Here is a 25,024-nt window from a genome sequence, read left to right as displayed (position 1 = left end):
GACAGGGTATTCATGATTTGGGCACCACGTTTTCACTGGCGCGCTGGCGGCGCTCGCCGAGCTTGCGGTAGATGAGCGAGAACACCACCGGTACGAAGATCAGCGTGGCGAGCGTGCCCACCGCGAGGCCGCCGATCACCGCGCGCCCGAGCGGTGCGTTCTGCTCGCCGCCTTCGCCAAGGCCGATGGCCATCGGCACCATGCCGATCACCATGGCGAGCGCCGTCATGAGCACCGGGCGAAAGCGCGTGTAGCCCGCTTCGATCGCGGCGCGCGCCGCGTCGCCGTGCAGGCGCAACTGCTCGCGCGCAAAGCTGATGACGAGAATGGAGTTCGCCGTGGCGATGCCGATACACATGATCGCGCCCGTGAGCGCCGGAATGGACAGCGTGGTGTGCGTGAGGAACAGCATCCAGACAATGCCCGCGAGCGCGCCCGGCAGCGCCGTGATAATGATGAACGGATCGAGCCACGACTGGAAGTTCACGACGATCAGCAGATACACGAGCACGATCGCGAAGATGAGCCCGCCGAACAGTCCGGAGAACGAATCGTTCATCGTCTGGACCTGGCCGCGCAGCTTGATGCTCGACGTCTTCGGCAGTTCGCTGCGCGTCTGGTCGATGATCTTCGCGATGTCGTCGGAAACGGCGCCCAGATCGCGCCCGTCGGCGGTGCCGTAAATGTCGATGGTGGTCTGCGCGTTGTAGTGCGTGACCACCGCGTCGCCCGATATGCGCTGCATGCTCGCGAGCGAGCCGAGTATGTTGCTGCGCCCGTTCGCGGTGAGCGGAATGTTGGCGAGCGATTGCAGCGAATCGATCGTGTATTGCGGGGCTTCGGTCACGACGTTGTAGCTCACGCCGTTGATCGGATTGAGCCAGAACGTGGGCGTGGTCTGCTGGCTGCCCGAGAGCGTGATGAGCAGGTCGCTTGCCACGTCCTTCTGCGTGAAGCCCGCCTGCTGCGCGCGCGTGCGATCCACGTCGATGAAGATGCGCGGCAGGTCCGCGGGCTGCTGGATGCGCGCGTCGGCGAAACCGGGCACGCCGCGTAGCCGCGCGAGCAGCGTCGCCGCGAACGCGCGGTTGCCGGCCACGTCGCGGCCCACAATCTGCACGTCGATGGGCGAGGGCATGCCGAAGTTCAGCGTCTGGCTCACGATGTCGGCGGGCAGGAAGGCGAACTGCACGCCCGGAAACTCGTCGTTGAGCGTGCGGCGCAAGAGGCGCACGTAGCCGGCGGTGGCATGATGGTCCTCGTTCAACGAGATCAGCACGTCGGCGTCGGACGTGCCGATGGTGCCCGTGTTGCTGTACGAGAGGTTGATGCCCGAGACCGGCAGGCCGATGTTGTCGATGATCGAATGCAGCTCGCCCGGCGGAATCAGCGTGCGCACGCGCTTGTCGATACGGTCGACGAGCACGGCGGTTTCCTCGACACGCATGCCCGTTTTCGCGCGCACGTGCAGTGCGATGGTGCCCGCATCGACCTGCGGAAAGAAGTCGCGCCCGAGGAACGGCATGAGCAGCAGCGACGCGCCACAGCAGGCGAGAAACGCCACGACGAACCACACAGGATGCTTCACCCGCGCCGCGAGAAACACGCGATAGCGCTCGCGCAGCCCCTCGAAGCCGCGCTCGAACGCGAGGTGCACGCGCATGAACGGATTGCGCGTCGTGCCATGCAGGTGATGCAGGTCGGCGGCCTTGTGATGATGGCGCATCAGGTACTTCGCGAGCGTGGGCACGAGCGTACGCGAGAAGAAGTACGACGCCAGCATCGCGAACACCACGGCTTCCGCGAGCGGAATGAAGAGGTAGTGCGCCACGCCCGTGAGCAGGAACATCGGCACGAACACGATGCAGATGGAGAGCGTGGAGACGAGCGTGGGAATCGCGATCTGATGCGCGCCGTCGAGAATCGCCTGTTCCAGCGTCTTGCCTTGTTCCAGTTGCTGGCTGATGTTCTCGATCGCGACCGTTGCGTCGTCAACCAGAATGCCGACCGCGAGCGCGAGCCCGCCGAGCGTCATGATGTTGATGGTCTCGCCGAGCGCCGCGAGCACGATCACCGAGGTGATCATCGAAAGCGGAATTGAGATCGCGATGATGAGCGTGGCGCGCCAGTTGCCGAGGAACAGCAGGATCATGAGCGCCGTGAGGGCCGCCGCGATGAGCGCTTCGCGCAGCACGCCCTGCACGGAGGCGCGCACGAAGACCGACTGGTCGGCGACCGGATCGATATTGAGCGAGCTCGGCACGAGATTGCGCAGCGTCGGCATCATCTCCTTGATGCGGTCCACGATCTCGAGCGTGGACGTATTGCCGCTCTTGTTGATGGTGAGCAGCGAGGCGCGTTGGCCGTCCACGCGCACGATATTGGTTTGCGGCACGTAGCCGTCGCGCACGTGTGCCACGTCGCGGATGTAGATCGTGCCGCTCGCCGTGGTTTTCACGGGAATGTCGTTCAGGCCCGCCAAGCTGTCGGGGCTTGCATTCATCGTCACCGAATATTCGGTCGCGCCTATTTTGGCCGTCCCCGAAGGCAGGATGAGGTTCTGCGCGGTGATCGCGTTCACCACGTCCATGGGCGAGAGATTGTGCTGCTGCAGCGCGCGCTGGTTGATGTCGACCATGATCTGCCGCTGCTTGCCGCCATAGGGCAGCGGCGCGGAGGCGCCCGGCACGGTCGCGAGCTGCGTCTTCAGGAAGTTGTTGCCGTAGTCGAACAACGCCTGCTCGGTCAGCTGCGGCGAGGAAAGCGACAGCCGCAGGATCGGCACCGTCGAGGCGTTGTAGCGCAGGATGAACGGCGGCTGGATGCCGGGCGGCAGCGAGCGCAGCTGCGCCTGTGACAGCGCCGTGACTTCGGCGAGCGCTTCCTGGATATTGGCATGCGGCTGGAAGAAGATCTTCACGACCGCGATGCCGTTCAGCGACGTCGATTCGGTGTGCTCGATATCGTTCACCGCCACGGAAAGGCCGCGCTCGTAGTTGAGCACGATGCGCTTTTCCATCTCGTCGGCGGGCAGACCCGTGTAGGTCCAGATCACCGAGAGCACCGGAATGTCGATGTTCGGGAAGATGTCCGTGGGCGTGCGCAGGATCGTCAGCGGCCCGACGATCAAAAGCAGCAACGCGAGCACGACGAACGTGTACGGGCGCTTGAGCGCGAGTCGAACGATCCACATGGAACGGCGGGTTCCTTCGCTGGTGGCGGAGTCTGGCTCGCGCGGCTGGTCTGGCCGCGGTGGCGAGCGTTCAGGTTATCGGTATCGTGGCCGGCTATCATGGCGCGCGTGAGGTCTTTGCCTGTGCTGCGCCGGGCCTTTGTGGTGCACGGTTGGGACAGGACTATAGCGCCAGTCCCCCTGCATCAGCGTACTTTTTCAGGGACTGCCCTAGCAAGGTTGCGAAGAATGGGGTTTACCATCTGTTACAGTCAGGTTTTCGTAAGATGCGTGAGCGAAGCGGGGCGGGGCTGTGGCGGCACAGGGCGCCGTGAGCCCGCCGCCGTTGATACACCCCCCTATTTTTTCGCTTTGCTCGCGCGCTCAAACAAGCAACAATGGGGATGCCAAGGGTCCGGCCGTGCTTAAGCGCGCGGCGCGAGCGGGTCGCCCGAGGCGAGTTTGGATGCGCGCGCAACCGATGGTGCGCATCGGTTTTTTTGTCAGCATGCCGACCGGTCTTCCTTCGAGGGAACTGGCGAAGGTAGCGAGGTAACGGGGAAACATCATGCAAATCGGTTCTATCGTCCGTACCGTTCATATCGCCGTGCCCCAGGGCGCACGCGGCATCGTGATGCGCATTCTCGGCGACATGGCGATGGTGACGTGGTATGCCGGGGAGCCCGGCACGTCGGCGCAGCTCAACACCGAGCCCTTTTTTCTTGAAGATCTGATCGATACGGGCGAGCACGTCATGCCCGCCGGCGCGCAGATCCACTGAGCCTGGGCCCTGTGACACGTTGACGAGGCGCTGCGTCTCGTCGCAGGGTTGTGCCCCGCGTTTGTATTCATCGTGTCTGCCGTGTGCACCGATTGCTCGCCGGCACTGCCCGCAAGAGGCACAATTGCGGGTATGAATTACGATCCTTCACCTGTCCCGGGCGGCCCTTCCGGTCCCGGCGACCAGCAAGCCGCGCCCTACGCGCGCCTCACGCCCGAATGCGTGCTCGACGCCGTCGATGGCGTGCTGATCCCAGCCGAGCACCGCACGGATGGCCGCATGCTCGCGCTCAACAGCTACGAGAACCGCGTGTACCAGGTGGGCGTGGAAGACGGGCCGCCGCTCATCGCCAAGTTCTATCGCCCCGGGCGCTGGAGCGACGAGGCGATCCTCGAAGAGCACGCATTCGTCGCCGAACTCGCCGCGCGCGAGATTCCAGCCGTGCCTGCGCTCGCCTTCGAAGGGCGCACGCTGCACGAGTTCGACGGGTTTCGCTTCTCGCTGTTCGAGCGGCGCGGCGGCCGCGCGCCTGATCTCGACCGCAGCGACACGCTCGAATGGCTAGGCCGTTTCATCGGCCGCATTCACGCCGTGGGCGCGACCCAGCCGTACCAGGCACGCCCCACGCTCGACATCCAAACCTACGGCTACGAGCCGCGCACGTATCTGCTCGAACACGGTTTCGTGCCCGAGGACCTGCGCGAGGCGTGGCGGACCGCGGTGACGCTCGCGCTCGAAGGCGTGGAGGCGGCATTCGAGCGGGCAGGCGAAACGCGCTCGTTGCGCCTGCACGGCGACTGCCATCCGAGCAACGTGCTCTGGACCGACGCCGGGCCGCATTTCGTGGACTTCGACGACAGCCGTATGGGTCCCGCTATCCAGGATTTGTGGCTGCTTTTGCCCGGCGATCGCGCAGGCGCTTCGCGTGCGATGGCGGATTTGCTCGCCGGTTACGAGGACTTCTGCGATTTCGAGCCGCGCGAGCTGCATCTCGTCGAAGCGCTGCGCACGCTGCGTCTCATCCACTACTCGGCCTGGCTCGCGCGCCGCTGGCACGATCCCGCGTTTCCGGCCGCCTTCCCGTGGTTCAACACGCAGCGCTACTGGGAAGAGCGCATTCTCGAACTGCGCGAGCAGATCGGCGCGATGCAGGAAGGGCCGCTCTGGCCCGTGTGAACGTCGTGCGCCGGCTCACTGCGCGCTTGCCGGACTATCCAGCGCGGCGCCCTGGGCCGACGGCTTGACGATCAACTGCGCGCGCAGGTCGCGTGCCATCGTCTCGAACGCGGGGCGCATCTGCGCGAAATCGTCGGCGCTGCATACATCGCTCGCGAAATGCGTTTGACCGGTGCGCGTGACGCGCAGCACATTCGCCTGCGGGTCGAGCGCGTACTGCGAAGTGAAATCGATGAAACGGTTGTCGGCGTGCTGCGGCATGGGCACGTCGAGCACGCGCATGCCCGGCGGCAGCACGATGCGCGTGCGCTCGGTCATTACCACGTTGCGGCACACGAAGGGCTGCGTGCGCCGCGATTCGCCGAGCCAGTAGCGCAGATTCGCGTCGAGCCCGCCCACGAAGCTCGTGAGCGTGGGCACGGGCGTGGTCATTTCAGGGTCGACGAAGCCGTCGAAGGTGCCCGTGAGCGTGAGCACGAGCGGACCCGCCGTGGCCTCGAGCGGGCTGGAGGCGAGCGTGGCGCTGCCGCGCAGATTGGCGTTGCGCAGCTCCCATTGCAGCGACTCTTCGCGCTGCGCCGGCGTTTGCAGGCGCAGCACGCTGCGCGTCTGTTCGGCGGACCAGCCCTCTGCCTGCAAGCGGTAGATGAAGCGCGCCGAGCCGTCGGGCGCGACCGTGATGTCGAGATCGCTCTCGCGCGTGGTCGTGGCCGTGGCGGGCGTGCGGACCTGCGTGCCGTCGCCGGCGAGCACGGCCTCGCGGTCCATGTCCGTCGACGGCAAATAGCCGAACTCGATGTTGCTCGCCGTGGAATCCGCGAACATCTGCAAATCGGGCAGCCAGGTGATGACGTGATTGATCACGCCGAAGCCGGGTACGCTCGGCAGCGAGTAGACCGTGCCGCTGTTCACGAGCGCCGGCACGCTGCGGATGCCCACGGCGCCGAGCAGCGCACCGTAGAGCGCGACGTGGTCCTTGCAGTCGCCGTAGCGGTTCGCGAGCACGTCGGTTACGCGGTGCGGCACGATCTCGCCGCGTCCGATATTCATCGCCACGTAGCGGATGTTGCGGCGCACCCAGTCGTAGAGCGTTTGCGCCCTGGCGCGCGGGGTGTCGTCGTGCGCCGTGAGTGTCTGCGCAAGGCGCACGATGGCCGGGTCGCGCACGGTTGGATCCGCCGCCGCCTCGCGATAGACCTTTGCGAAGGCCGCGTAGTCGGGGAAGGTGGACACCATCAGCCGGTCGCCGTAGCTCACGTAGGCGACCGAGCCATATTCGAGGCGCTCGAAATTCGCTTTGTCGTAGCGGTACTCGTAGCGTGTGCGGCCGTTCACCGTGGCGGGCGGCAGCACGATGAGGCCGCGCGCGTCGGCGTAGAGCGGGACTTTCGCGGGCAGGTCGTAGATCACGCGGAAGTTGTGCGTGGGCGCGAGGTCGGGCGGCGTGAAGTCGCTGAACCAGCCGGGCACGAGCGGCACGCGCTGGAACTTGCGCCACGTGAGATGCACGCGCGCGCCCGGCTCCACGGCCGGGAACACGATCACCTTGTCCTGGACGTCCTGGAACATCGGGGCGTCGAACGAGCGCACTTCCTGCACGTCGCGGATCTGCTCTGGGCGCACGTCGTGACGCCCGCCCTGGGCGTCCTCGGTCCACGCTTCGAGCACGTCCACGTGGGCCATCTCGCGGTTGAACCACACGTAATACTGGCCCGCGCGCGCAATGCCGGCCTCCGTGTTCACGCGCAGGGTGAGCGAGTCGAGCTTGGTGTACGAGCCGTCCGCATTGACGGTGAAGGTCTGCGTTTCCGCTTCGTTGGTGTAGGGCGCCTGCGCGGCGCTGCCTGCCGGATTCAGCGTGCCCGCTTCGAGGGGCACCGGGGTGAGCTGCGCCACGCCCGGGCGCAGGTCGGCGGCGAAGGTTCCCGTGGCGGGGCCGAGCACGGCTAGGCAAAGAGCGAGAGCGAGGCGCATGGGGGGCTCGGCAGGTGGCGGGTCGCGGATAGGCGCTACTCCTGCCACTTAAAAGTCATGTAACCCGCTTGTCAAGCGGATGGCCCGCACACCGCCCGCAGGGGACCCTGTATCGAGCATTGAGTCTAAATTCTGGGCCGCGCAACGAAATGGCCGCCCGCATGGTTCTCCACGGCGTCATACGGCGTCCCCGCTGATTTGCTGCGCACGCAACAATCGAGGAAACACGGCGTCGCGCGGGCCGTTGTATGGCATATGTATGTTTACCTCATATTGCCAAGGCGACGGTTGGGGACTAAGGTTCGTGCAGCCGTCAAGCGGCAATTAAGTGTTCTATGCGTTTGCGCATAAAAAGAGCACGAAAGACCACGCCTACCAACAGCCATTTTGGATGCGACCAGAGCGAGCGCTCACCCCGCGCGCTCAACCTCTGGTCGACTCGGGAGATCCCATGAGCAGCGTTGCAGATTCGACGCGCGGTGCGCAAAGCGCACCTTTCTTTTCCAAAGAGGCGACCATCGCCCCGCCGGGCTTTTCGCGCTGGATGGTGCCGCCCGCCGCGCTGGCCGTGCATTTGTGCATCGGCCAGGCCTACGCGTTTTCCGTGTTCAACGCGCCGCTCACGAAGGTGATCGGCATTACGCAGTCCGCGTCCGATGACTGGTCGCTCACCACGCTTGGCTGGATTTTCTCGCTGGCCATTGTCTTTCTCGGCCTTTCCGCCGCGTTTGGCGGCAAGTGGCTCGAACGTGTGGGCCCGCGCCGCACGATGTTTACCGCCGCGTGCTGCTTTGGCGGTGGTTTCCTCGTTTCCGCGCTCGGCGTGTATCTGCATCAGATCGCGCTGCTCTATCTCGGCTACGGCGTGATCGGCGGCATCGGCCTCGGGCTCGGCTACGTCTCGCCGGTTTCGACGCTGATCCGCTGGTTCCCCGACCGCCGCGGCATGGCAACCGGCCTCGCGATCATGGGCTTCGGCGGCGGCGCGATGATCGCCGCGCCGCTCTCCGTCATGCTGATGAAGCATTTCGCGAGCGACACGAGCGTGGGCGTCGCCCAGACCTTCGTTGTGCTCGGCGTGGCGTACTTCATCTCGATGACGATCGGCGCCATCACCATCCGCGTGCCCGCGCCGGACTGGAAGCCCGCGGGCTGGACGCCGCCCGTCGTGGCCAAGAAGCTCGTGTCTAACCAGCACGTGCATATCGACCAGGCGCTCAAGACGCCGCAGTTCTACCTGATCTGGCTCGTGCTGTTCCTCAACGTGACGGCCGGCATCGGCATTCTGGGCCAGGCCTCGGTCATGATCCAGGAAAGCTTCAAGGACACCGTGAGCGCCGGCGCGGCGGCGGGCTTCGTCGGCCTGCTCTCGCTCTTCAACATGGGCGGGCGCTTCGTGTGGGCTTCGGCTTCCGACTGGGTGGGCCGCAAGAACACCTATTTCATCTTCTTCGTGTTCGGCGCGGTGCTCTATTACGCGGTGCCGCAATTCGCGCAGAGCGGCAACATCGTGTTCTTCGTGCTCGCGTTCTGCCTGATTCTCTCGATGTACGGCGGGGGCTTCTCGACCGTGCCCGCGTATCTCGCGGACATGTTCGGCACGGCGTTCGTCGGCGGCATTCACGGCCGTCTGCTCACCGCGTGGGCCGCGGCGGGCGTGGCGGGCCCGGTGCTCGTGAACTACGTGCGTGCGTACCAGGTCGCGCACGGCGTGGCGAAGGCCGACGCGTACACGATGACCGTGCACATCATGGCTTCGCTGCTCGTGATCGGCTTCATCTGCAATTTGCTCGTGCGCCGCGTGGAGGCGAAGCATCACATGAGCGAGACGCAACTCGCCGCCGGTAAATAAGGAGGAACGCGCAATGTCTATTCAAGCTGCCCCGAAATCGTCGAACAAGGCGCTGATGGCGGTCTTCTGGCTCTACGTGCTGGTGCCGCTCGTATGGGGCGTGACCAACACGCTCGCGCAGGCGATGAAGCTGTTCGGCTGATGCCGTGACGCTCGAGTGAAGCGAGGCGGCGTGAGCCGCCCATCGAAGCAACCCGTACTGCGGGCCGCCGACGAAAGTCGCGGCCCGCAGTTTTTTTTGGGGCGCGTAGTCAGGCGCTCGAAGCCGCATTGGCCGCGCACGTTCGGGGCGATCCCTCGCCGCACCGCAGTACGATGCGTTTTCATACGCGGCTGCCGGAGACGGGCGATGGTGCGGCTCATGATGATCCTGCTGGGCGTGGAGTATCTGCGCGAGCGCTGGCGCGGCGTGATGGCGGCGCTCGTGGTGAGCGCGATGGCGTGGACGCCGGGACTCACGCTCGACTATGCGCGCGCGTTGAGCATGCTGGCCGATCCGCGGCCTTCGGGATGGACGCGCATGCTCAGATCGCTGCGCGCGTCGATGCTAAGACGTGAACGCCGGAAAGACCGGGAGCAACGGCGCGAGGTCGACCACGACGGGCGCTCGCCTCACGCGTGAAGGCAGCAGCGAAGCGGCCTCACACATCGCACGTCGATCCCGCTCCTGCCGCCTGTTCGCGTGCGGCTTTTGCGCCTTCCACCTGGAGAATGGTCGGGAGCGACACGCCGTTCTTCGCCGCCGTGACTTCCGCGAGGATCGACACCGCGATTTCCGGCGGCGTGCGGCTGCCGATGTAAATGCCCACCGGTCCATGCAGCCGCGCGAGTTCCGCTTCGCTCAGGTCGAACTCCTTGAGCCGCTCGCGCCGCGCCGCGTTGTTGCGCCGCGAGCCCAGCGCGCCCACGTAGAACGCGGGCGTCTTGAGCGCTTCCATTAGCGCGAGGTCGTCGAGCTTCGGGTCGTGCGTGAGCGCGATCACGGCGCAGCGTTCGTCGAGCTTCATGTCGAGCACCGTGTCGTCGGGCATGGTGCGTACGAGCGCCGTGCCGGCCACGTCCCAGGTGTCGGTGTATTCCTCGCGCGGGTCGCACACGGTCACCTGGTAATCGAGCCCCACCGCGATCTGGCAGAGATAGCGCGAGAGCTGCCCCGCGCCGATCACCAGCATGCGGTAGCGCGGCCCGTGGATCGTGAGCAGGCGCGCGTCGTCGAAGTCCACGCCATCGGTCGCTTTCGCGGGGCCGAGCGTGGTGCGCCCGGTCGGCATGTCGAGTGTGCGCGCAACGAGTTCGCCGCGCTCGACGGTTTCGAGCAGTTCGCGAATGCCCGAGGCTTCGGAGAGCGGTTCGAGCACGAGCTGGATCGTGCCGCCGCATGGCAGTCCGAAACGATGCGCCTCTTCTGCCGTGATGCCGTACTTCACGGCTTCGGGCCTGGTGATCGTCACGCCTTCGCGGCGCACGCGGTCGATGAGATCGTCCTCGATGCAGCCGCCCGAAACGGAGCCGACCACGACGCCGTCGTCGCGCACCACCAGCATCGCGCCTTCGGGGCGCGGCGACGAGCCCCACGTTTTCACCACTGTCACCAGCAGCGCGCGGTGTCCTGCGTCGAGCCAGTGCACGCTGGATTTCAGGACTTCGAGATCCACGCTGTCCATGATCGTTTCCTCTTCGGTGTTTCCTCTGCGCCTTCGCCTTGCGGCTGGGCTTGTGCGTCGCTGGCGGCAAGTGCCGCCGCTTCGCCGGTATTTTGCTGCGCCTCGCCGCCCAGCTGTTCCCCGAAACGCTTGAAAAACTCGCCGGCGATCTTGCGCGCCGCGCCGTCCACGAGCCGCGAGCCGATCTGCGCGAGCTTGCCGCCCACCTGGGCATTCGCGGTGTAAGTGAGCGTGGTCGACTCGTCGCCGGCAGATTCGAGTTTCACGTGCGCGTCGCCCTTGCCGAAGCCCGCTGCGCCGCCCTGACCCTCGAAGACGATCGTGTAGCTATTCGGTGCGTCGATATCGGCGAGCTGCATGCGGCCCTTGAAGCGCGCCTTCACCGGGCCTACTGCGGCGGTCAGCGCGACGGCATAGGCGTTCTCGCCGTCGGCTTCGATGCTTTCGCAGCCCGGTATGCACGCCTTGAGGATCGCCGTGTCGTTGAGCGCTTCCCAGGCGCGCTGTTGCGGCACCGGCAGCGTGTGGCTTTCGGTCAGCTCCATCGTGTTTCTCCTTGTGCCGGGCGCTCCTGCGACGTGTGCAATGCGCGTGCCGGTTTTGCCAGATGAGGTGCCGTTCGAGGCGCATGCCCAATCGGCGCGGCTTCGCACAGGCTGCGCGCGAACGCTTCGAGGCTGTCGAGATTGTGGACGGGGTAGTGCGCGTCGACGTGGGGCAGCATCGCCTGCACGCCGCGCGCCTTGGGCGCGAAATCGCGGTAACGCAAGAGCGGATTGAGCCAGACCACGCGATGCGCGAAGCGGTGCAAACGCGCCATCTCCTCGCCGAGCAGGCTGCATGCATCGTGATCGAGCCCATCGGTAACGATGAGCACCGTCGCGCGGCCGCCGAGCATGCGGCGCGCCCAGCGGCGGTTGAACTCCGCGAGCGTGGCGCCGATGCGCGTGCCGCCCGACCAGTCCGCGACCTGGGTGGCGAGCTGGGCGAGCGCGACGTCGGGGTCGCGTTCGCGCAGCGCGCGCGTGGCGTGCGTCAGGCGCGTGCCGAACAGGAACACCTGCAGGCGTTCGCGCGACTGCAGCAGCGCGTGGCAGAAGTAGAGCACCGCGCGCGAGTAGCTGCTCATCGAGCCAGAAATGTCGAGCAGCAGCACGAGCGGCAGCTTGCGCTCCACGGGCGCGCGATATTTCCACACGGTCCAGTCGCCGCCCGCCCGCACCGCGTGGCGCGCGCTCGCGCGCAGATCGGCGTGGGTGCCGCGCGACGATGCCTTCAGGCGCCGCGTGCGAACGGTGGCGAGCGGCAGGCGGCGCGCGCGGATCAGGTGGCGCAGCGCGCGCCATTCGTCGGCGGTGAGCGTGTCGAAGTCGCGCTGGCGCAGGCGCTCTTCGGCGCTGAACGTGGCGTGTGCGCGCAACTCGTGTTCTTCGTGCGAGGGGGGGGGCCTGGCACCGGGGCGATGGGCAGGACGCGCCGCGAGCGCGTCGGCGAGGCGGTTGTTGCGGCGCGGCGGCGGTACGCCGCCTTGCACCTTCGGCAGCAACAGCGCGCGCAGCTTGCCTTCGAAATCCGGATCGCGCCAGAAGAGCGCGAAGGCGGCGTCGAAGATCTCGCGCTCGTCGGGCGCGCTCGTCAGGAGCGCGGCGAGCGCCGCATGCACGTCGTCGCGGCGGCCGAGGTCGATGTGGCGCAGCGCTTCGATCGCATCGACGGCGCGCGAAGGCGACAGCGGCAGGCCTGCGCCGCGCAGCACGCGCACGAAATGCACGACGTTGCGCGCGAACACGGGCGCGAGGGCGGGCATGGCGGCGGGCGATGTCGTGCGGGTTTCGGGCGACAGGGACGATAGGGCGGAGGGCATCGTGCTCACTCCGCGAGCGCGAGCGTTTGCGCGATGCGTTGCGCGTCGAGCTGCGCGAGGTCGTCCTGGTACTTCAGCAGCACGCCTAGCGTGTCCTGCACCGACTGCGGATCGAGTTCCGTCACGGCGAGTGCGCTAAGCGCGCGGCACCAGTCGATCGTTTCCGCAATGCCGGGCGCCTTGAAGAGGTCCATCGTGCGCAACTGGTGCACGAACGCCACGGCGCGCTGCTGCAGTTCCGGCGCGGTTTCCGGCGCGCGCGTGGCCACGATTGCGAGTTCGCGCGCGCGGTCCGGATAGCCGAGCCATTGATAAAGACAGCGCCGCTTGAGCGCGTCGTGCACTTCGCGCGTGCGGTTCGACGTGATCACGACGAGCGGCGGCGTACTCGCGCGCACGGTGCCGTATTCGGGAATCGATACCTGGAAATCCGAAAGGAGTTCGAGCAGGAAGGCTTCGAACGGTTCGTCGGCGCGGTCGATTTCGTCGATCAGCAGCACGCGGCGCGCGCCCGGGCTGTGCGGGTCGGGTTGCAGCGCCTGGAGCAGCGGGCGCTTGAGCAGAAATTCGTCGCGATAGAGCGTGTCGTTGCGGGGCTTTTCGCCGGCGGCTTCGGCAAGTCGCAGCGCCATGATCTGGCGCGGATAGTCCCACTCGTACAGCGCACTCGCCGTATCGAGTCCTTCGTAGCATTGCAGGCGCAAGACCGTCGTGCCGAGCATTGCCGCCGCGGCCTTTGCGAGTTCGGTCTTGCCCACGCCCGGCTCGCCTTCGAGAAACAGCGGCCGTTCCATGCGCAGCGCAAGAAAGAGCGCCGTGGCGAGTTCGCGGCTCGCGAAGTAGCCGCGCGCTTCGAGTTGTGCGAGGGTGTCGTCGATCGAGGCGGATTGCATTCGGGCTTCTGTCAACGCGAATCAAAGGCGGCGAGCGCTCCCACGTCCACATGGGAGCGCTCGCCCTCGGGACAAGCCTAGCCGTTGGCCTTCGCCACCGCGCGCGCCGCCAGCACCGGTATGAGGTGCGCGCGGTATGCCGCGCTCGCGTGCAGGTCGGTGTTGAGGTCGTCGGCGGGGATCTTCACCGCGCGTGCGGCTTCGGGCGCGAAGTTCGTCTTCAGTGCGCTTTCCAGCGCGCTCGCGCGAAATACCGAGGGCCCGGCGCCAGTGACCGCCACACGCGTCTCACCGGCGTACTTCGCGACGAACACGCCCGCGAGCGCGAAGTGCGACGCAGGATTGCGAAACTTCTCGTAGGTCGCGCGTTCGGGCACCTGGAATTCGACGGACACGATCAACTCGTCGGGTTCCAGCGCCGTTTCGTACATGCCGAGGAAGAAGTCGTCCGCTGCGATGCGCCGCCGGTCCGTCACCACCGTCGCGTTCAGCGCGAGCACCGCTGCCGGATAGTCGGCGGCCGGATCGTCGTTGGCGAGCGAGCCGCCCAGCGTGCCGAGCGCGCGCACCTGGCGGTCGCCGATCATGCCCGCCAGGTCCGCGAGCGCCGGCAGCGTGCTGCGGATCTGCGCGTTTTCGGCGACGTCGGCATGGCACACGGCCGCGCCCACCTTCACCACCTTGCCGTCCACCTGCACGGCTTTCAGCTCGGGAATGCGCGTGACGTCCACGAGCGTGGTGGGCTGGGCGAGCCGCAGCTTCATCGCCGCGAGCAGGCTCTGGCCGCCGGCCAGAAATTTGGCGTCGGCGTCGGCCGCGAGGGATTTCACGGCGCCTTGCGCGTCGCTTGCGCGCTGATAGTCGAATGCGTACATGGAGCGCCTCCGCTCAAGGTTGTGAAGGGGCCTGCGCGGCCTGGATCGCTTGCCATACACGATGCGGCGTGGCCGGCATCTGCAGGTCCTTCACGCCCAGGGAGCCAAGTGCGTCCAGAATCGCGTTGATGACGGCGGGCGGCGAGCCGATCGCACCGGCTTCGCCGCAGCCCTTCACGCCAAGCGGATTGTGCGTGCACGGCGTGCCTTTCGCGGTTTCCACCGTGAACGAAGGCACATCCGACGCGTGCGGCATCGCGTAGTCCATATACGAGCCCGAGAGCAACTGACCGCTCTCGTTGTCGTACACGCACTGTTCGAGCATCGCCTGGCCGATGCCCTGGCCGAGCCCCCCATGCACCTGGCCTTCGACGATCATCGGATTGATGACGTTGCCGAAATCGTCCACCGCGGTGAAGCGTTCGATGCGCGTCTCGCCCGTCTCGGGATCGACTTCGACTTCGCAGAGATACGCGCCCGACGGATAGGTGAAGTTGGTCGGATCGTAGAACGCGCTTTCGTCGAGGCCCGGTTCCAGCGTCTCCAGCGGATAGTTGTGCGGCACGTACGCGGCGAGCGAGATTTCAGCGAAGGTCTTCGTGCGGTCGGTGCCCGCCACGCGGAACACGCCGTCGGCGAACTCGATGTCCTCCACGCCCGCTTCGAGCATGTGCGCGGCGATCTTCTTCGCCTTCGCCTCGATCTTGTCGAGCGCCTTCATGATGGCCGAGCCGCCCACCGAGATCGAGCGCGAGCCATAGGTGCCCATGCCGAACGGAATGCGGCCCGTGTCGCCGTGAACGATCTCGACCTGTTCGATCGGCACGCCGAGGCGATCGGCCACGACTTGCGCAAAGGTCGTCTCGTGGCCCTGGCCGTGGCTGTGCGAGCCCGTGAACACGGTGACGGAGCCGGTCGGGTTCACGCGAACTTCACCGGCTTCGAAGAGGCCCGCGCGCGCGCCAAGCGCACCCGCGATGTTCGACGGCGCGAGCCCGCACGCCTCGATGTAGCACGAGTAGCCAAGGCCGCGCAGCAAGCCTCGGGCCTTCGATGCGTCGCGGCGCGCGGCGAAGCCCTTCACGTCGGCGAGTTCCAGCGCGCGCCCGAGGCACGCTTCGTAGTCGCCGGTGTCGTAGGTGAGGCCAACGGGCGTGGCATACGGGAAGCTCGTGATGAAGTTGCGGCGGCGGATTTCGGCCGGGTCGAGGTTCATCTCGCGTGCGGCCGTTTCCACCAGACGCTCGACCACGTAGGTCGCTTCCGGGCGCCCCGCGCCGCGGTACGCGTCCACGGGCACCGTGTTCGTGAACACGGCCTTTACCTCGGCGTAGATCGCGGGCGTGGTGTACTGGCCCGCGAGCAGCGTGGCGTAGAGGATGGTCGGCACGCTCGAGGCGAACGTCGAGAGATACGCGCCCATGTTCGCCGTGGTGTGTACGCGCATGGCGAGGAACTTGCCGTCCTTGTCGAGCGCGAGTTCGGCTTTGGTCACGTGGTCGCGGCCGTGCGCATCGGAAACGAAGGACTCCGATCGTTCGGCGGTCCACTTCACCGGGCGGCGGATTTTCTTCGCGGCCCACGTGAGCGCGACATCTTCGGCATACAGAAAGATCTTCGAGCCGAAGCCGCCGCCCACGTCGGGTGCGACGATGCGCAGCTTCGTTTCCGGCAGCCCGAGCACGAACGCGGCCATGAGCAGGCGCTCGACGTGCGGGTTCTGGTTCGCCACGTACACGGTGTAGCTGTCGTCGTGCTGCGCGTAGCTCGCGTTCACGGCGCGCGGCTCGATGGCGTTCGGTATGAGCCGGTTGTTGACGATATCGAGTGTCGTCACGTGCGCGGCCTGCGCGAAGGCGGCGTCGGTCGCGGCCTTGTCGCCGTGGCCCCACGTGTAGCAGGTGTTGTTCGGCACGCCGTCGTGCACGAGCGGCTGGCCCGCGTCGGCGGCGTGCGCCGTGTCGACGGCGGCAGGCAGCGCTTCGTAATCGACCTCGACCCGTTCGGCGGCATCCTTCGCCGCCTTGACCGAATCGGCGATCACGAGCGCGACCTGGTCGCCCACGTGGCGCGCTTTCTCGTGCGCGATCACCGGATGCGGCGGCTCGTTCATGGGCGTGCCGTCGATGCTGTGGATGAGCCAGCCGCATGGCAGGCCGCCCACGTTTTCCGCCGCGAGGTCCGCGCCGGTGAAGACGGCCACGACGCCGGGCGATGCCTTCGCGGCGTCGATGTCGATGCGCTTGATGCGCGCATGGGCGTGCGGCGAGCGCACGAACACGGCGTAGGTCTGTGCGGGCAGCACGACGTCGTCGGTGTACTGGCCGACGCCGGTAAGGAAGCGGTAGTCTTCCTTGCGCTTGACGGGCGCGCCGATCATGCGATTGGGTTCGGGTGCGTTCATGGTGGCCTCCCGAGTCACGCGGTCGTGGCGGCAGCGGGGGCGCCCGCGCGCATTGCCTGCGCGCCCGCGACCACGGCCTTCACGATGTTGTGATAGCCCGTACAGCGGCAGAAGTTGCCGTCGAGCCCTTCGCGCACGTCCGCTTCGGTGAGGTCGGGCTTGGCCGCGGCGAGCGCAGTCGCGCACATCACCATGCCGGGCGTGCAGAAACCGCATTGCAGGCCGTGGCATTCGCGGAACGCGGCCTGCATGGGATGCAGTTCGCCATTCTTCGCGAGGCCTTCGATCGTCGTCACCTCCATGCCGTCGCACTGCACCGCGAGCTGGTTGCACGACTTGATCGCGCGGCCGTTCAGGTGGACGGTGCAGGCTCCGCATTGTGCGGTGTCGCAGCCGACGTGCGTGCCGGTGAGACGCTGCTGTTCGCGCAGGAACTGGACGAGAAGCGTGTGAGGTTCGACCTCGGCGGTCACGGGCGCGCCGTTGACCGTGAGGCTAATACTGATCGCCATTGATTGTCTCCAATGTCGACCGGAGCACGGCGCTGCGCGTGGCTCCGGTCCCATACCAGATGATGGGATAGAGACCTGCCTGGGCCCGCTTTTTCACACTGAATCGACCGCCATAACCGCCCGCAGTCAAACTCGCCCGTCTAACGCGTTGCGCCTCTTTGCGCGCGCAACGCACGGCGCCACGCAAACCACGCGGGGCGCTTCGGGTGGATCGGACAAATACGGGTGGAGCGGAATCTGGGTCCGGCTGGTGCCTTGCTGTTCAGTGAAGCCTTTGGGGTGACGCCCGGACAGTAGAGCACAATTTGCCGAATTTCGCTGCGCGGGGTTTTACCCTCCAGAAGGCTTGCAGCAAGTGAAAAAAGCGGCCCGCCTCGATGACTCGGGGCGGGCCGTTGCGTTGCAGTGCAGCGTTCAAAAGGGGATCGACGCGGGATCGAAGCGGGATCGAAGCGGGATCGGAGCGCCGCGAAGATCGCGCGCGTATCAGTCGTGATGCACGTGCTCGTGAGGTGCGTGCGCGAGACGCGAATGGCGGCGCGAATAGCCGAAGTAGACGATGAGGCCGAACGCGGTCCAGACCAGGAACGCGATCCACGTGAGCGGCTGGAGGTTGATCATGAGGAACAGACACGAACCCACCGCGAGAATCGGCACCACGGGCACGCCCGGGCAGCGGAACGCGCGCGGCAGGTGCGGGTGCGTGCGGCGCAGCACGAGCACGGCGATCGACACCATCGAGAATGCGGCGAGCGTGCCGATGTTGATCAACTCGGCGAGCACGTTCAGCGGCACGAGCGCGCCGATCAGGCCAAAGAAAACGCCGACGAGCCAGGTCGTGAAGAACGGCGTGGCGAAGCGCGGATGCACCTTCGAGAGTTTGGCGGGCAAGAGGCCGTCGCGCGACATCGCGTAGATGATGCGGGTCTGGCCGTAGCTCATCACGAGGATCACGGTGAGCATGCCGAGCACGGCGCCCAGATCGATGAAGCCCGCGACCCAGTTCTCGCCCACCGCCTGCAGCGCGAACGAAACCGGGTGGCCGACATGGGCGAAGCGCGGCGAGGGCACGATGCCGGTCACGACCGCCGCCACGGCGACGTAGAGCACCGCGCACACGGCGAGCGAGGCGATGATGCCGATGGGCAGGTCGCGCTTGGGATTCTTCACTTCCTCGGCGGCGGAAGACACCGAGTCGAAGCCGATGAATGCGAAGAACATCACGGCCGCGGCGCCGAACACGCCGCGCCAGCCGTTGGGCATGAACGGATGCCAGTTCGCGGGGGTGACGTGGAACACGCCCACGGCGATCACGAGCAGCACCACGGTCACCTTGATCGCCACCATGATGTTGTTGATGCGCGTGGATTCGCGCACGCCCACGGAAAGCAGCCCCGTGATCGCCATCATCACGAGGAAGGCGGGCAGATTGAAGAGCGTGTGCACGCCGGGCACGGCGCCGGGCGCGGCCGAGAGCGCGGCGGGCAGCGTCAGGCCGAAGCCGGAAAGCAGCGACTGCAGGTAGCCCGACCAGCCCACCGAGACCGCGGAGGTGGCGAGCCCGTACTCGAGCATCAGGTCCCAGCCGATCACCCACGCGGCCAGCTCGCCGAGCGTCGCATACGAATAGGTGTAGATCGAGCCGGCCACGGGAATGGTCGAGGCAAACTCGGCATACGCGAGCGCGGCGAAGCAGCAGGCCACGGCCGCGATCAGGAACGAGACCATGAGCGCCGGGCCGGCCTGCACGGCACCCGTGCCGGTCAGCACGAAAATGCCGGTGCCGATGATCGCGCCGATGCCGAGAAAGGTGAGGTCGAGCGCGCCGAGTGCTTTTTTCAGGCCAGCGCCCTGGGCGCTCGCCTGCAACATGTGCTCGACGTTCTTCTTGCGAAAGAGGGACATTTGGCGGGGAACTCCACGTAAAACGCGCGAAGGCGAGGAACTGGAGCCGTGGTTGACCCACGCCCGCCTGCGCTGGCTTCGCGTGCCGGATGTCTTTGGGGGAAACCCTTAATTTTAGCGGAAGTCGTGCGCGAGACCGGTCGAGCAGGGTCGGAAACGCTCGTTTGACGCGGACGATTCCGCCGCAATCCGCGACGCCCGAGCGCGATCCTTGCCGGGACCTGCGCAAACCGCGAAGTTCATTTCCGGATCAACGGGTTGTGGCGAGAGGGCCGCCTTGATGCCGCAGGGGGCGCCGGATTCTCAGGCGCTGACAGTAGGCGAGAGGTCGACCAGCCGGTTGCTCATCACATAGAAGGTCAGCTCGGCGTTGTTGGTGAGCTTCATCTTTTCGAGCAGGCGCGTGCGGTAGACGCTCACCGTCTTCACCGAAAGCGAGAGCGCGTGCGCGATGTCGGTGAGACGCTTGCCCGAGGCTAGCATGCACAGCGTCTGGTATTCGCGGTCGGAGAGCTTCTCGTGCGGCAGCTGTTCGCCATCCACCAGCACGTAGTCGGCAAGCGCTTCGGCCATGGCCGGGCTCACGTACTTGCGGCCCGCGGCGACCTGCTGGATTGCGGCGGTCATCTGCGCGGCGTCCACCGTCTTCGAGAGATAGCCGGCTGCGCCCGCCTTCAGCGCCCGCACCGCGTATTGATCCTCGCGATACATCGAGAACATCAGCACCGGCACGCGCGGCGCCTTTTTCTTGGCGCGCTTGAGCACCTCCACGCCGTTCATGTCCGGCAGCGAGATGTCGAGCAGGACCACGTCGCACACATGCTTCGCGATCGCCGCGAGCGCCTCGGCGCCCGTTTGCGCCTCGATCACCTCGGCGGCAATGCCGCGGTCGAGCAGCAACTGGCGAACGCCCTGGCGCACGACGGCGTGGTCGTCGACGAGCAGGATGCGATGGGTCATGAGCGGGCGCCTTCTTTGTTGAGGAGGGGCGAGGCGGATTGGGAGACGGCGAGCAGCGCGTCCCACGCGAAGCGCGCACGCACGGTCGTGCCGCGCGGAGCGGCTTCCTGCTGGACGTCGTCGTGATGCGTGCGCGCGATGCCGCCCTTGACGGCGCGCAGCGAGCCGCCGAAGGCGGCGCAGCGCTCGCGCATTCCGGCGAGGCCGTAGTGGCCGGAGCGGCTCTCAAGCTTGTCGGCGTTGTCGTCGCCGTGAGCGCTTGGCAGGCTGCGGCGCGTGCGGGGTGCGACGCGCGCGAGGCCGATGCCGTCGTCGGCGATGGTGAGCGTGAGGTGGCGCGCCGTGCTTTCGAGCCGCACCTCGGCGCACGTGGCCTGCGCGTGGCGCGCCACATTGGCGAGCGCCTCCTGGGCGACGCGGAACACTGCGAGCGCGGCCTCGGCGGGCAGGCGGGCGAGGCGCGCGTCGTCGCTGGCGCCGGCCACGCGGGCGGCGAGGCCCGTGCGCGCCGCGAAGCCGCGCACCCAGCACGAGAGCGCGGGCGCCAGGCCCGCGTCGAGGTGCGGCGCATGCAGGCCGTCGAGCACCTGGCGCATCGCGCCGGTGGCGGCTTCGAGCGAGCGGGCGACGAGCGCTAGCGCCTCGGCGCATTGCGGCGGGGCGTTGGCGGGCAGCCAGGTGCGGACGTTGGCGAGCGCGAAGTGCGTGGCGGCGAGTTCCGCGCCCACGCTGTCGTGCAGATCGCGCGCGAGCCGGTGGCGGGCGGCTTCGTCGGCGTGAATGGACTGGGCGGCGCTGCCGTGGGCAAGCGCGCGGCTCCCGCGCCGGCGTGCGCCGCGCGCCGGCGCGGCAATCTGCCGATGCGCGCGGTTGAGGTCTTCGAGCGCGGCCACTGTGGCCGCCTCGTCGGCGGCAGCGGACCATGCGAGGAAGGCGAGGCCGTCGACGCCATGAGCGGCGCGCGGCGCATCGCCGACGGGCGTGCGCGCGTGCGGCGCGGCGTATCTCGACGTATCCATCATTCCCCCGTTCAGGAACCGGTTCCTGCTGTCAGACGTCCGTCGGGATTTGGCCTCCCCGGCGTGACGGTGAACAGCACGGCGCAGCGTAACGAAATTTACAACCAGTAACAACCTGGCTCTGCCCCTGGAAACGTATCAGTGTGTCCAATGTTGCGCTGCGATAATATCTTAAAAAAAGAAAAACTTCAGGCTGGACAAGGGTTAGCGGTCAAACTTCAGATGCAGCATGAGGTCGCGTGTCCTTGTCATGTAGGAAAAATACTGACAGGAAAGGTATCTCATTTGTGTGACAACTGTAACTGCATCAACGACAAAATAAACGGCCAAATAAAAATGCGCAGGCGAAAAAAAACCGGAGCGCCGGGCTCCGGTTCTTCGCGTTGCGAGCGACTTTGCGCGGGCGCTTAACCGACGAACGCCTTTTCCACCACGTAATGCCCCGGCTGATTGTTGCTGCCTTCCGTGAGGCCGGCCTTTTCGAGCAGCTCGACGGTGTCGCGCAGCATGTGCGTGCTGCCGCAGAGCATGATGCGGTCGCGCTCGGGCGAGAACGACGGCAGATCGAGGTCTTCGAACAGCTTTTTCGTGTCGATCAGCTCGGTGATCCGGCCGCGGTTGTCGAACACTTCGCGCGTGACGGTCGGGTAGTACACCAGCTTCTCGCGCACGATCTCGCCGAGGTATTCATGCTCGCGCAGTTCCTCGGTGATGAAGTCCTTGTACGCGAGTTCGTCGACGAAACGGCAGGTGTGCGTGAGCACGATCTTGTCGAAGCGGTCGTAGATGTCCGGGTCCTTGATGATCGACATGAACGGCGCGAGGCCCGTGCCGGTCGAGAGCAGCCACAGCACCTTGCCGGGCAGCAGGTTGTCGGCCACCAGCGTGCCGACGGGCTTCTTGCCGATCAGCACCTTGTCGCCGATTTTCAGGTGCTGCAGGCGCGACGTGAGCGGGCCGTCCGGCACCTTGATGCTGAGAAACTCCAGATGCTCTTCGTAGTTGGCGCTCGCGAGCGAGTACGCGCGCATCAGCGGCTTGCCGTCCACTTCGAGGCCGACCATGGTGAACTGGCCGTTGTCGAAACGCAGGGCCTGGTCGCGCGTGCAGGTGAAGCTGAAAAGCGTGTCGGTCCAGTGATGGACGCTCAGAACGGTTTCTTCGGTGAATTTGCTCATGGTTCCTGAAGTGCGAAACAAGCGCCGCCTGACTGCGGCGATCCTGCCGGCCTGCTGTCCAGTACAGCGTAGCTTTGACGATATGCCCGGGACCCGGCGGCCAGGCTTTACGCCACGGCAGGCAAGTCCCTGTTGTTTTGCCAGTTCGCCCCGCTGCGAACGAGGCGCAATCCGCCATTTTACCGCGCTCGAGCCGCAAGGACCCGGTCGATCCTGCTTGTCGATCTGCCTGGACCGGGTTGGGTCCCCCTGCGCGGCAAGGGAGGGTGGCTCGCTGCGGCGGTGTGCTGGCATCCGCGCGCGGGCGCAACACGCAACGGCGGGGTCTGCTGGCGGCGGCAAAAGGGCGGGTCAAACTTCGCCCGGCCTCGCGGGCCGGAGCGGACCTTGCCAGGACCCGCGAGAGCGGGTTCTCTTGCCGCTGGCGACACGCACCAGATTGCGAAAACGCGATCGGCGTGTGCGAATTTTCGGCTAAATGATACCGGAAGGTCTGACAGCCCGCAGCATTGACCCTGCTGACGGGGCAGTTTCGGCGCGGCTTTTAGGCGCGGCTTTTAGGCGCCGATGCGCGCGCAATGGCGCCATTTTCGACGCTGCAACGGTGGTGCGACGGTGCGCCGCGGCGCGCGAGGCGCATGAGCGCGCCCTTAGCGGTCGGCCGCGAGTTTCACGCCGAGCCCGATCAGCGCGGCGCCACAAAACGCGTCGATCGGGCGGCGCAGGCGCCGGTAGCCGCGCTGGGTGCGGTCGTCGGCGAACAGGAAGGCGAGGCTGCAATGCCAGCCGAACGACATCGTGGCGACCGTGGCGAGCGCGACGCCATAGAACCAGAGCGGCGGATGCGCCGGAAACACAGCCGCGAACACGCTGGTCCAGAATACGCACGACTTCGGGTTCGTGAGGCAAGTGATGAGTCCCGCGCGCCAGGTGCGCAGCCACGCGCGCCGGTCGGCAACAGGCGGCGGTGCGACGGCGGCGTGCGCCGCGGCGGCCAGCTCGCGGCGCACGCCGGAGCGCAGCAGCTTGAGCCCGAACCAGACGAGATAGAGCGCGCCCGCCACGCGTACGCCGTTGTAGAGCCAGTCGATGTGCTGCAGCACGGCCGCGAAGCCGAGCATGGCGAGCGCCGCCCAGAGCGTCGAGCCAACGCCCACGCCCGCCGCCGAAGCGACACCCAGGCCGCGCCGGCCGGCAAGCGAAAGCTGCGTGACCATGAAGAAGTTCGGGCCGGGGCTGATGAGGGCAAACAGATAGACGACAACGATCTGCAGCAACGTGGCGAGGTAATGCATCTGAGGACACCTGACGAAACGCGCGGCGCGCGCGACGCGACATATTAGCGCGGGCTTGCGCGCGCCAGTGGCCGCGATCGGATGAGTGTCGCGCGGATGCTTCGGGTGACCCGCGCGCCGCTGCCCAGCGCGTCAGTCTTCGAGCCGCAGGCGCGCCATGTACGGTAGGTGATCGGAGAGCCAGGCGGTCTCCTGCGCGGGCTGGATCAGCTCGACGGGCTTGAGGCCCCGCACGAACATCTTGTCGAGCGCGAGCGCCGGCGAGAAGGCCGGAAAGGTCCGCGCCGGCTCGCCGAGCAGCGTCGCGACTTCCTGCAGCCCGTGCTCCGCGAAGAGCGGCACGGAGTCGTTGCGCCAGTCGTTGAAGTCGCCCGCCAGCACGAGCGGCCCCTGCGGCGCTTCCTTCACGATCCAGTGCGCGATCCAGTTCATCTGCCGCAGCCGCGCGCTGCGCGTGAGCGCAAGGTGCGCGCACAGCAGCGTGACGGACTGTCCGGCGACGTTTGCGCGCGCAACGAGCAGCCCGCGCCGCTCGAAACGGTGCGCGGAGATGTCCCAGCGTCCGCCCAGATCGAGCGGATGCGGCGAGAGAATCGCGTTGCCGTGCCGCCATGAAGGCTTGAACACGTTGGGTCCGAGGGCGATCTGCAATTCGAGCGCGGTGGCGATTTCAGTGGCCTGGCAGTGCCAGACGTCGTCGAGCGGGTCGCCCAGCTGCGCGCCGAAGGCCGAGGAGAGCACCGGTTGCGGCAAGCGGCGGGCCATCGCTTCCTGCAGAAACCACGCGTCGGCATGGGTGGACTGCACCCAGCGCCGCATGGCCTCCCAGGCCTCGAAGCCCAGCGGCGAGCGGCCCTTGTGCAGATTCCAGCTCACGGCGACGAAGTCTTTGCTCAGTGAGGTGTCGATGAGCGGTTGTTCGGGATTTCGCATGCGTTTTTTCTAACAGATTGGGTCACGCCGGGTCGTGTGTTGGATCGGAGCGGTCACTGTGCGGATGGCGGCGCGAGCGTCGCGCGCACCCGGTACGCAAGCGAGGGGTTCTGGTCGACGATCTGCCAGGTCACCCACTGCCCGTCGGGCACGATCAGGCCCGGATGGTTCGCGTTCACCTGGCGCGGCTGCGGCGGCAGCCGGCAGCCTTCGGGCGTAGTCGGCGCGGCGTCGTTTTCGAGCGTTTCCTGCGCCTCGACCGACAGGACGACCAGGTTCGCGCGCACCTGCAGCGGCGAAACGGTGATCGTGCGCGACAGATCGATGCTGCCTGCAGGCTGATCCTTGCAGCCCACGCTGTGCGAGACGACCTTGTGATGCGTGTCCGTGTGCGCCTGGCCGATCGAGGTCGTGCCATTGAACGCGTCGATTTGCTGGCCGTCGCGCATGACCTGCAGCTCCCACTGGACAGCGCCCTGGGTGACAGGCGCCGTCGCGGGCGCCACAGCGGTCCCGGCGGGTGCAGTGGGCGGCGCCGGGGGCGTCACGGCGCGTGAGGTCGCGGGC

Annotated in this window: 21 protein-coding genes; 5 read left to right on the top strand and 16 right to left on the bottom strand. The window is 66.7% G+C overall.

The genetic code is table 11. From position 1 onward, the window contains the following. Positions 1 to 10 precede the first annotated feature (10 nt). Positions 11 to 3,193 (bottom strand): efflux RND transporter permease subunit, encoded by a 3,183-nt coding sequence (locus tag M3A49_RS25635; protein ID WP_266231570.1) that lies wholly within the window; start codon positions 3,191 to 3,193, stop codon positions 11 to 13. Positions 3,194 to 3,740: 547 nt separating this feature from the next. Between M3A49_RS25635 and M3A49_RS25630 the strand changes: the two genes are divergently transcribed. Next, positions 3,741 to 3,953 carry a hypothetical protein gene (locus M3A49_RS25630; protein WP_028203174.1) on the top strand — a complete coding sequence of 71 codons (213 nt, stop codon included), beginning with the start codon at positions 3,741 to 3,743 and terminating at the stop codon, positions 3,951 to 3,953. 123 nt (positions 3,954 to 4,076) lie between these two features. Then, positions 4,077 to 5,129 carry a serine/threonine protein kinase gene (locus tag M3A49_RS25625; RefSeq protein WP_416339011.1) on the top strand — a complete coding sequence of 351 codons (1,053 nt, stop codon included), beginning with the start codon at positions 4,077 to 4,079 and terminating at the stop codon, positions 5,127 to 5,129. Between the two features lie 15 nt (positions 5,130 to 5,144). Here M3A49_RS25625 and M3A49_RS25620 read toward each other — a convergent pair whose 3' ends face one another. Beyond that, entirely contained in the window at positions 5,145 to 7,103 is a 1,959-nt protein-coding gene (locus M3A49_RS25620; protein WP_266231568.1) for a DUF3857 domain-containing transglutaminase family protein, read from the bottom strand. A gap of 451 nt (positions 7,104 to 7,554) precedes the next feature. Here M3A49_RS25620 and M3A49_RS25615 point away from each other — a divergent pair, with 451 nt between their 5' ends. The 3 genes from M3A49_RS25615 (at position 7,555) to M3A49_RS25605 (ending at position 9,577) form a co-directional block, all read left to right on the top strand. Beyond that, positions 7,555 to 8,955: an OFA family MFS transporter gene (locus M3A49_RS25615; RefSeq protein WP_266231567.1), complete on the top strand. Its 1,401-nt coding sequence runs from the start codon at positions 7,555 to 7,557 to the stop codon at positions 8,953 to 8,955. Positions 8,956 to 8,968: 13 nt separating this feature from the next. Then, a complete protein-coding gene (locus M3A49_RS25610) occupies positions 8,969 to 9,097 on the top strand; it encodes an MFS transporter small subunit (RefSeq protein WP_254357020.1) in 129 nt (42 codons plus the stop codon). Between the two features lie 207 nt (positions 9,098 to 9,304). After that, positions 9,305 to 9,577, top strand: coding sequence for a hypothetical protein (locus M3A49_RS25605; RefSeq protein WP_416339007.1), 273 nt, complete (start codon positions 9,305 to 9,307; stop codon positions 9,575 to 9,577). A gap of 19 nt (positions 9,578 to 9,596) precedes the next feature. Here the strand turns inward: M3A49_RS25605 and M3A49_RS25600 are convergent, their stop codons facing one another. The 14 genes from M3A49_RS25600 to M3A49_RS25535 form a co-directional block, all read right to left on the bottom strand. Beyond that, positions 9,597 to 10,619 carry an XdhC family protein gene (locus M3A49_RS25600; RefSeq protein ID WP_266231566.1) on the bottom strand — a complete coding sequence of 341 codons (1,023 nt, stop codon included), beginning with the start codon at positions 10,617 to 10,619 and terminating at the stop codon, positions 9,597 to 9,599. After that, a complete protein-coding gene (locus M3A49_RS25595) occupies positions 10,592 to 11,164 on the bottom strand; it encodes a CoxG family protein (RefSeq protein WP_266231565.1) in 573 nt (190 codons plus the stop codon). The genes M3A49_RS25600 and M3A49_RS25595 overlap by 28 nt, the downstream gene beginning before the upstream one ends. Further along, a complete protein-coding gene (locus M3A49_RS25590) occupies positions 11,155 to 12,426 on the bottom strand; it encodes a vWA domain-containing protein (RefSeq protein ID WP_266231634.1) in 1,272 nt (423 codons plus the stop codon). Before M3A49_RS25590 ends, M3A49_RS25595 begins: the two co-directional genes overlap by 10 nt. 62 nt (positions 12,427 to 12,488) lie before the next feature. Further along, positions 12,489 to 13,376 (bottom strand): AAA family ATPase, encoded by an 888-nt coding sequence (locus M3A49_RS25585; RefSeq protein WP_266231564.1) that lies wholly within the window; start codon positions 13,374 to 13,376, stop codon positions 12,489 to 12,491. 77 nt (positions 13,377 to 13,453) lie between these two features. Beyond that, positions 13,454 to 14,251 (bottom strand): FAD binding domain-containing protein, encoded by a 798-nt coding sequence (locus M3A49_RS25580; RefSeq protein WP_266231563.1) that lies wholly within the window; start codon positions 14,249 to 14,251, stop codon positions 13,454 to 13,456. Positions 14,252 to 14,264: 13 nt separating this feature from the next. Further along, positions 14,265 to 16,655, bottom strand: coding sequence for a xanthine dehydrogenase family protein molybdopterin-binding subunit (locus M3A49_RS25575; protein WP_266231562.1), 2,391 nt, complete (start codon positions 16,653 to 16,655; stop codon positions 14,265 to 14,267). A gap of 14 nt (positions 16,656 to 16,669) precedes the next feature. Beyond that, complete coding sequence (locus tag M3A49_RS25570; RefSeq protein ID WP_266231561.1) at positions 16,670 to 17,167, bottom strand: (2Fe-2S)-binding protein; 498 nt, start codon at positions 17,165 to 17,167, stop codon at positions 16,670 to 16,672. Positions 17,168 to 17,653: 486 nt separating this feature from the next. Further along, entirely contained in the window at positions 17,654 to 19,072 is a 1,419-nt protein-coding gene (locus tag M3A49_RS25565; protein ID WP_254357024.1) for an amino acid permease, read from the bottom strand. Positions 19,073 to 19,375: 303 nt separating this feature from the next. After that, on the bottom strand, positions 19,376 to 20,032 hold the full coding sequence (gene rqpR / locus M3A49_RS25560) for a response regulator transcription factor RqpR (protein ID WP_254357025.1): 657 nt from the start codon (positions 20,030 to 20,032) through the stop codon (positions 19,376 to 19,378). Next, the gene (locus M3A49_RS25555) at positions 20,029 to 21,051 is read right to left on the bottom strand and encodes a sensor histidine kinase (RefSeq protein WP_266231560.1); all 1,023 of its coding nucleotides are present in this window, start codon (positions 21,049 to 21,051) and stop codon (positions 20,029 to 20,031) included. The genes rqpR and M3A49_RS25555 overlap by 4 nt, the downstream gene beginning before the upstream one ends. Positions 21,052 to 21,458: 407 nt before the next feature. Then, positions 21,459 to 22,229 carry a ferredoxin--NADP reductase gene (locus M3A49_RS25550; RefSeq protein WP_266231559.1) on the bottom strand — a complete coding sequence of 257 codons (771 nt, stop codon included), beginning with the start codon at positions 22,227 to 22,229 and terminating at the stop codon, positions 21,459 to 21,461. Positions 22,230 to 22,879: 650 nt separating this feature from the next. Continuing rightward, positions 22,880 to 23,524, bottom strand: a complete 645-nt coding sequence (locus M3A49_RS25545) for a LysE family translocator (protein ID WP_266231558.1) — start codon at positions 23,522 to 23,524, stop codon at positions 22,880 to 22,882. 132 nt (positions 23,525 to 23,656) lie between these two features. After that, positions 23,657 to 24,457: an endonuclease/exonuclease/phosphatase family protein gene (locus M3A49_RS25540; protein WP_266231557.1), complete on the bottom strand. Its 801-nt coding sequence runs from the start codon at positions 24,455 to 24,457 to the stop codon at positions 23,657 to 23,659. 53 nt (positions 24,458 to 24,510) lie between these two features. Continuing rightward, complete coding sequence (locus M3A49_RS25535; RefSeq protein ID WP_266231633.1) at positions 24,511 to 24,963, bottom strand: hypothetical protein; 453 nt, start codon at positions 24,961 to 24,963, stop codon at positions 24,511 to 24,513. Positions 24,964 to 25,024: the final 61 nt, after the last annotated feature.

The sequence above is a fragment of the Paraburkholderia sp. CNPSo 3076 genome (assembly GCF_026343935.1).
In the GTDB taxonomy this organism is placed as follows: domain Bacteria; phylum Pseudomonadota; class Gammaproteobacteria; order Burkholderiales; family Burkholderiaceae; genus Paraburkholderia; species Paraburkholderia nodosa.
Note: the sequence above shows the minus strand (reverse complement) of the source record. Positions and strands in the feature narration are given on the sequence as shown.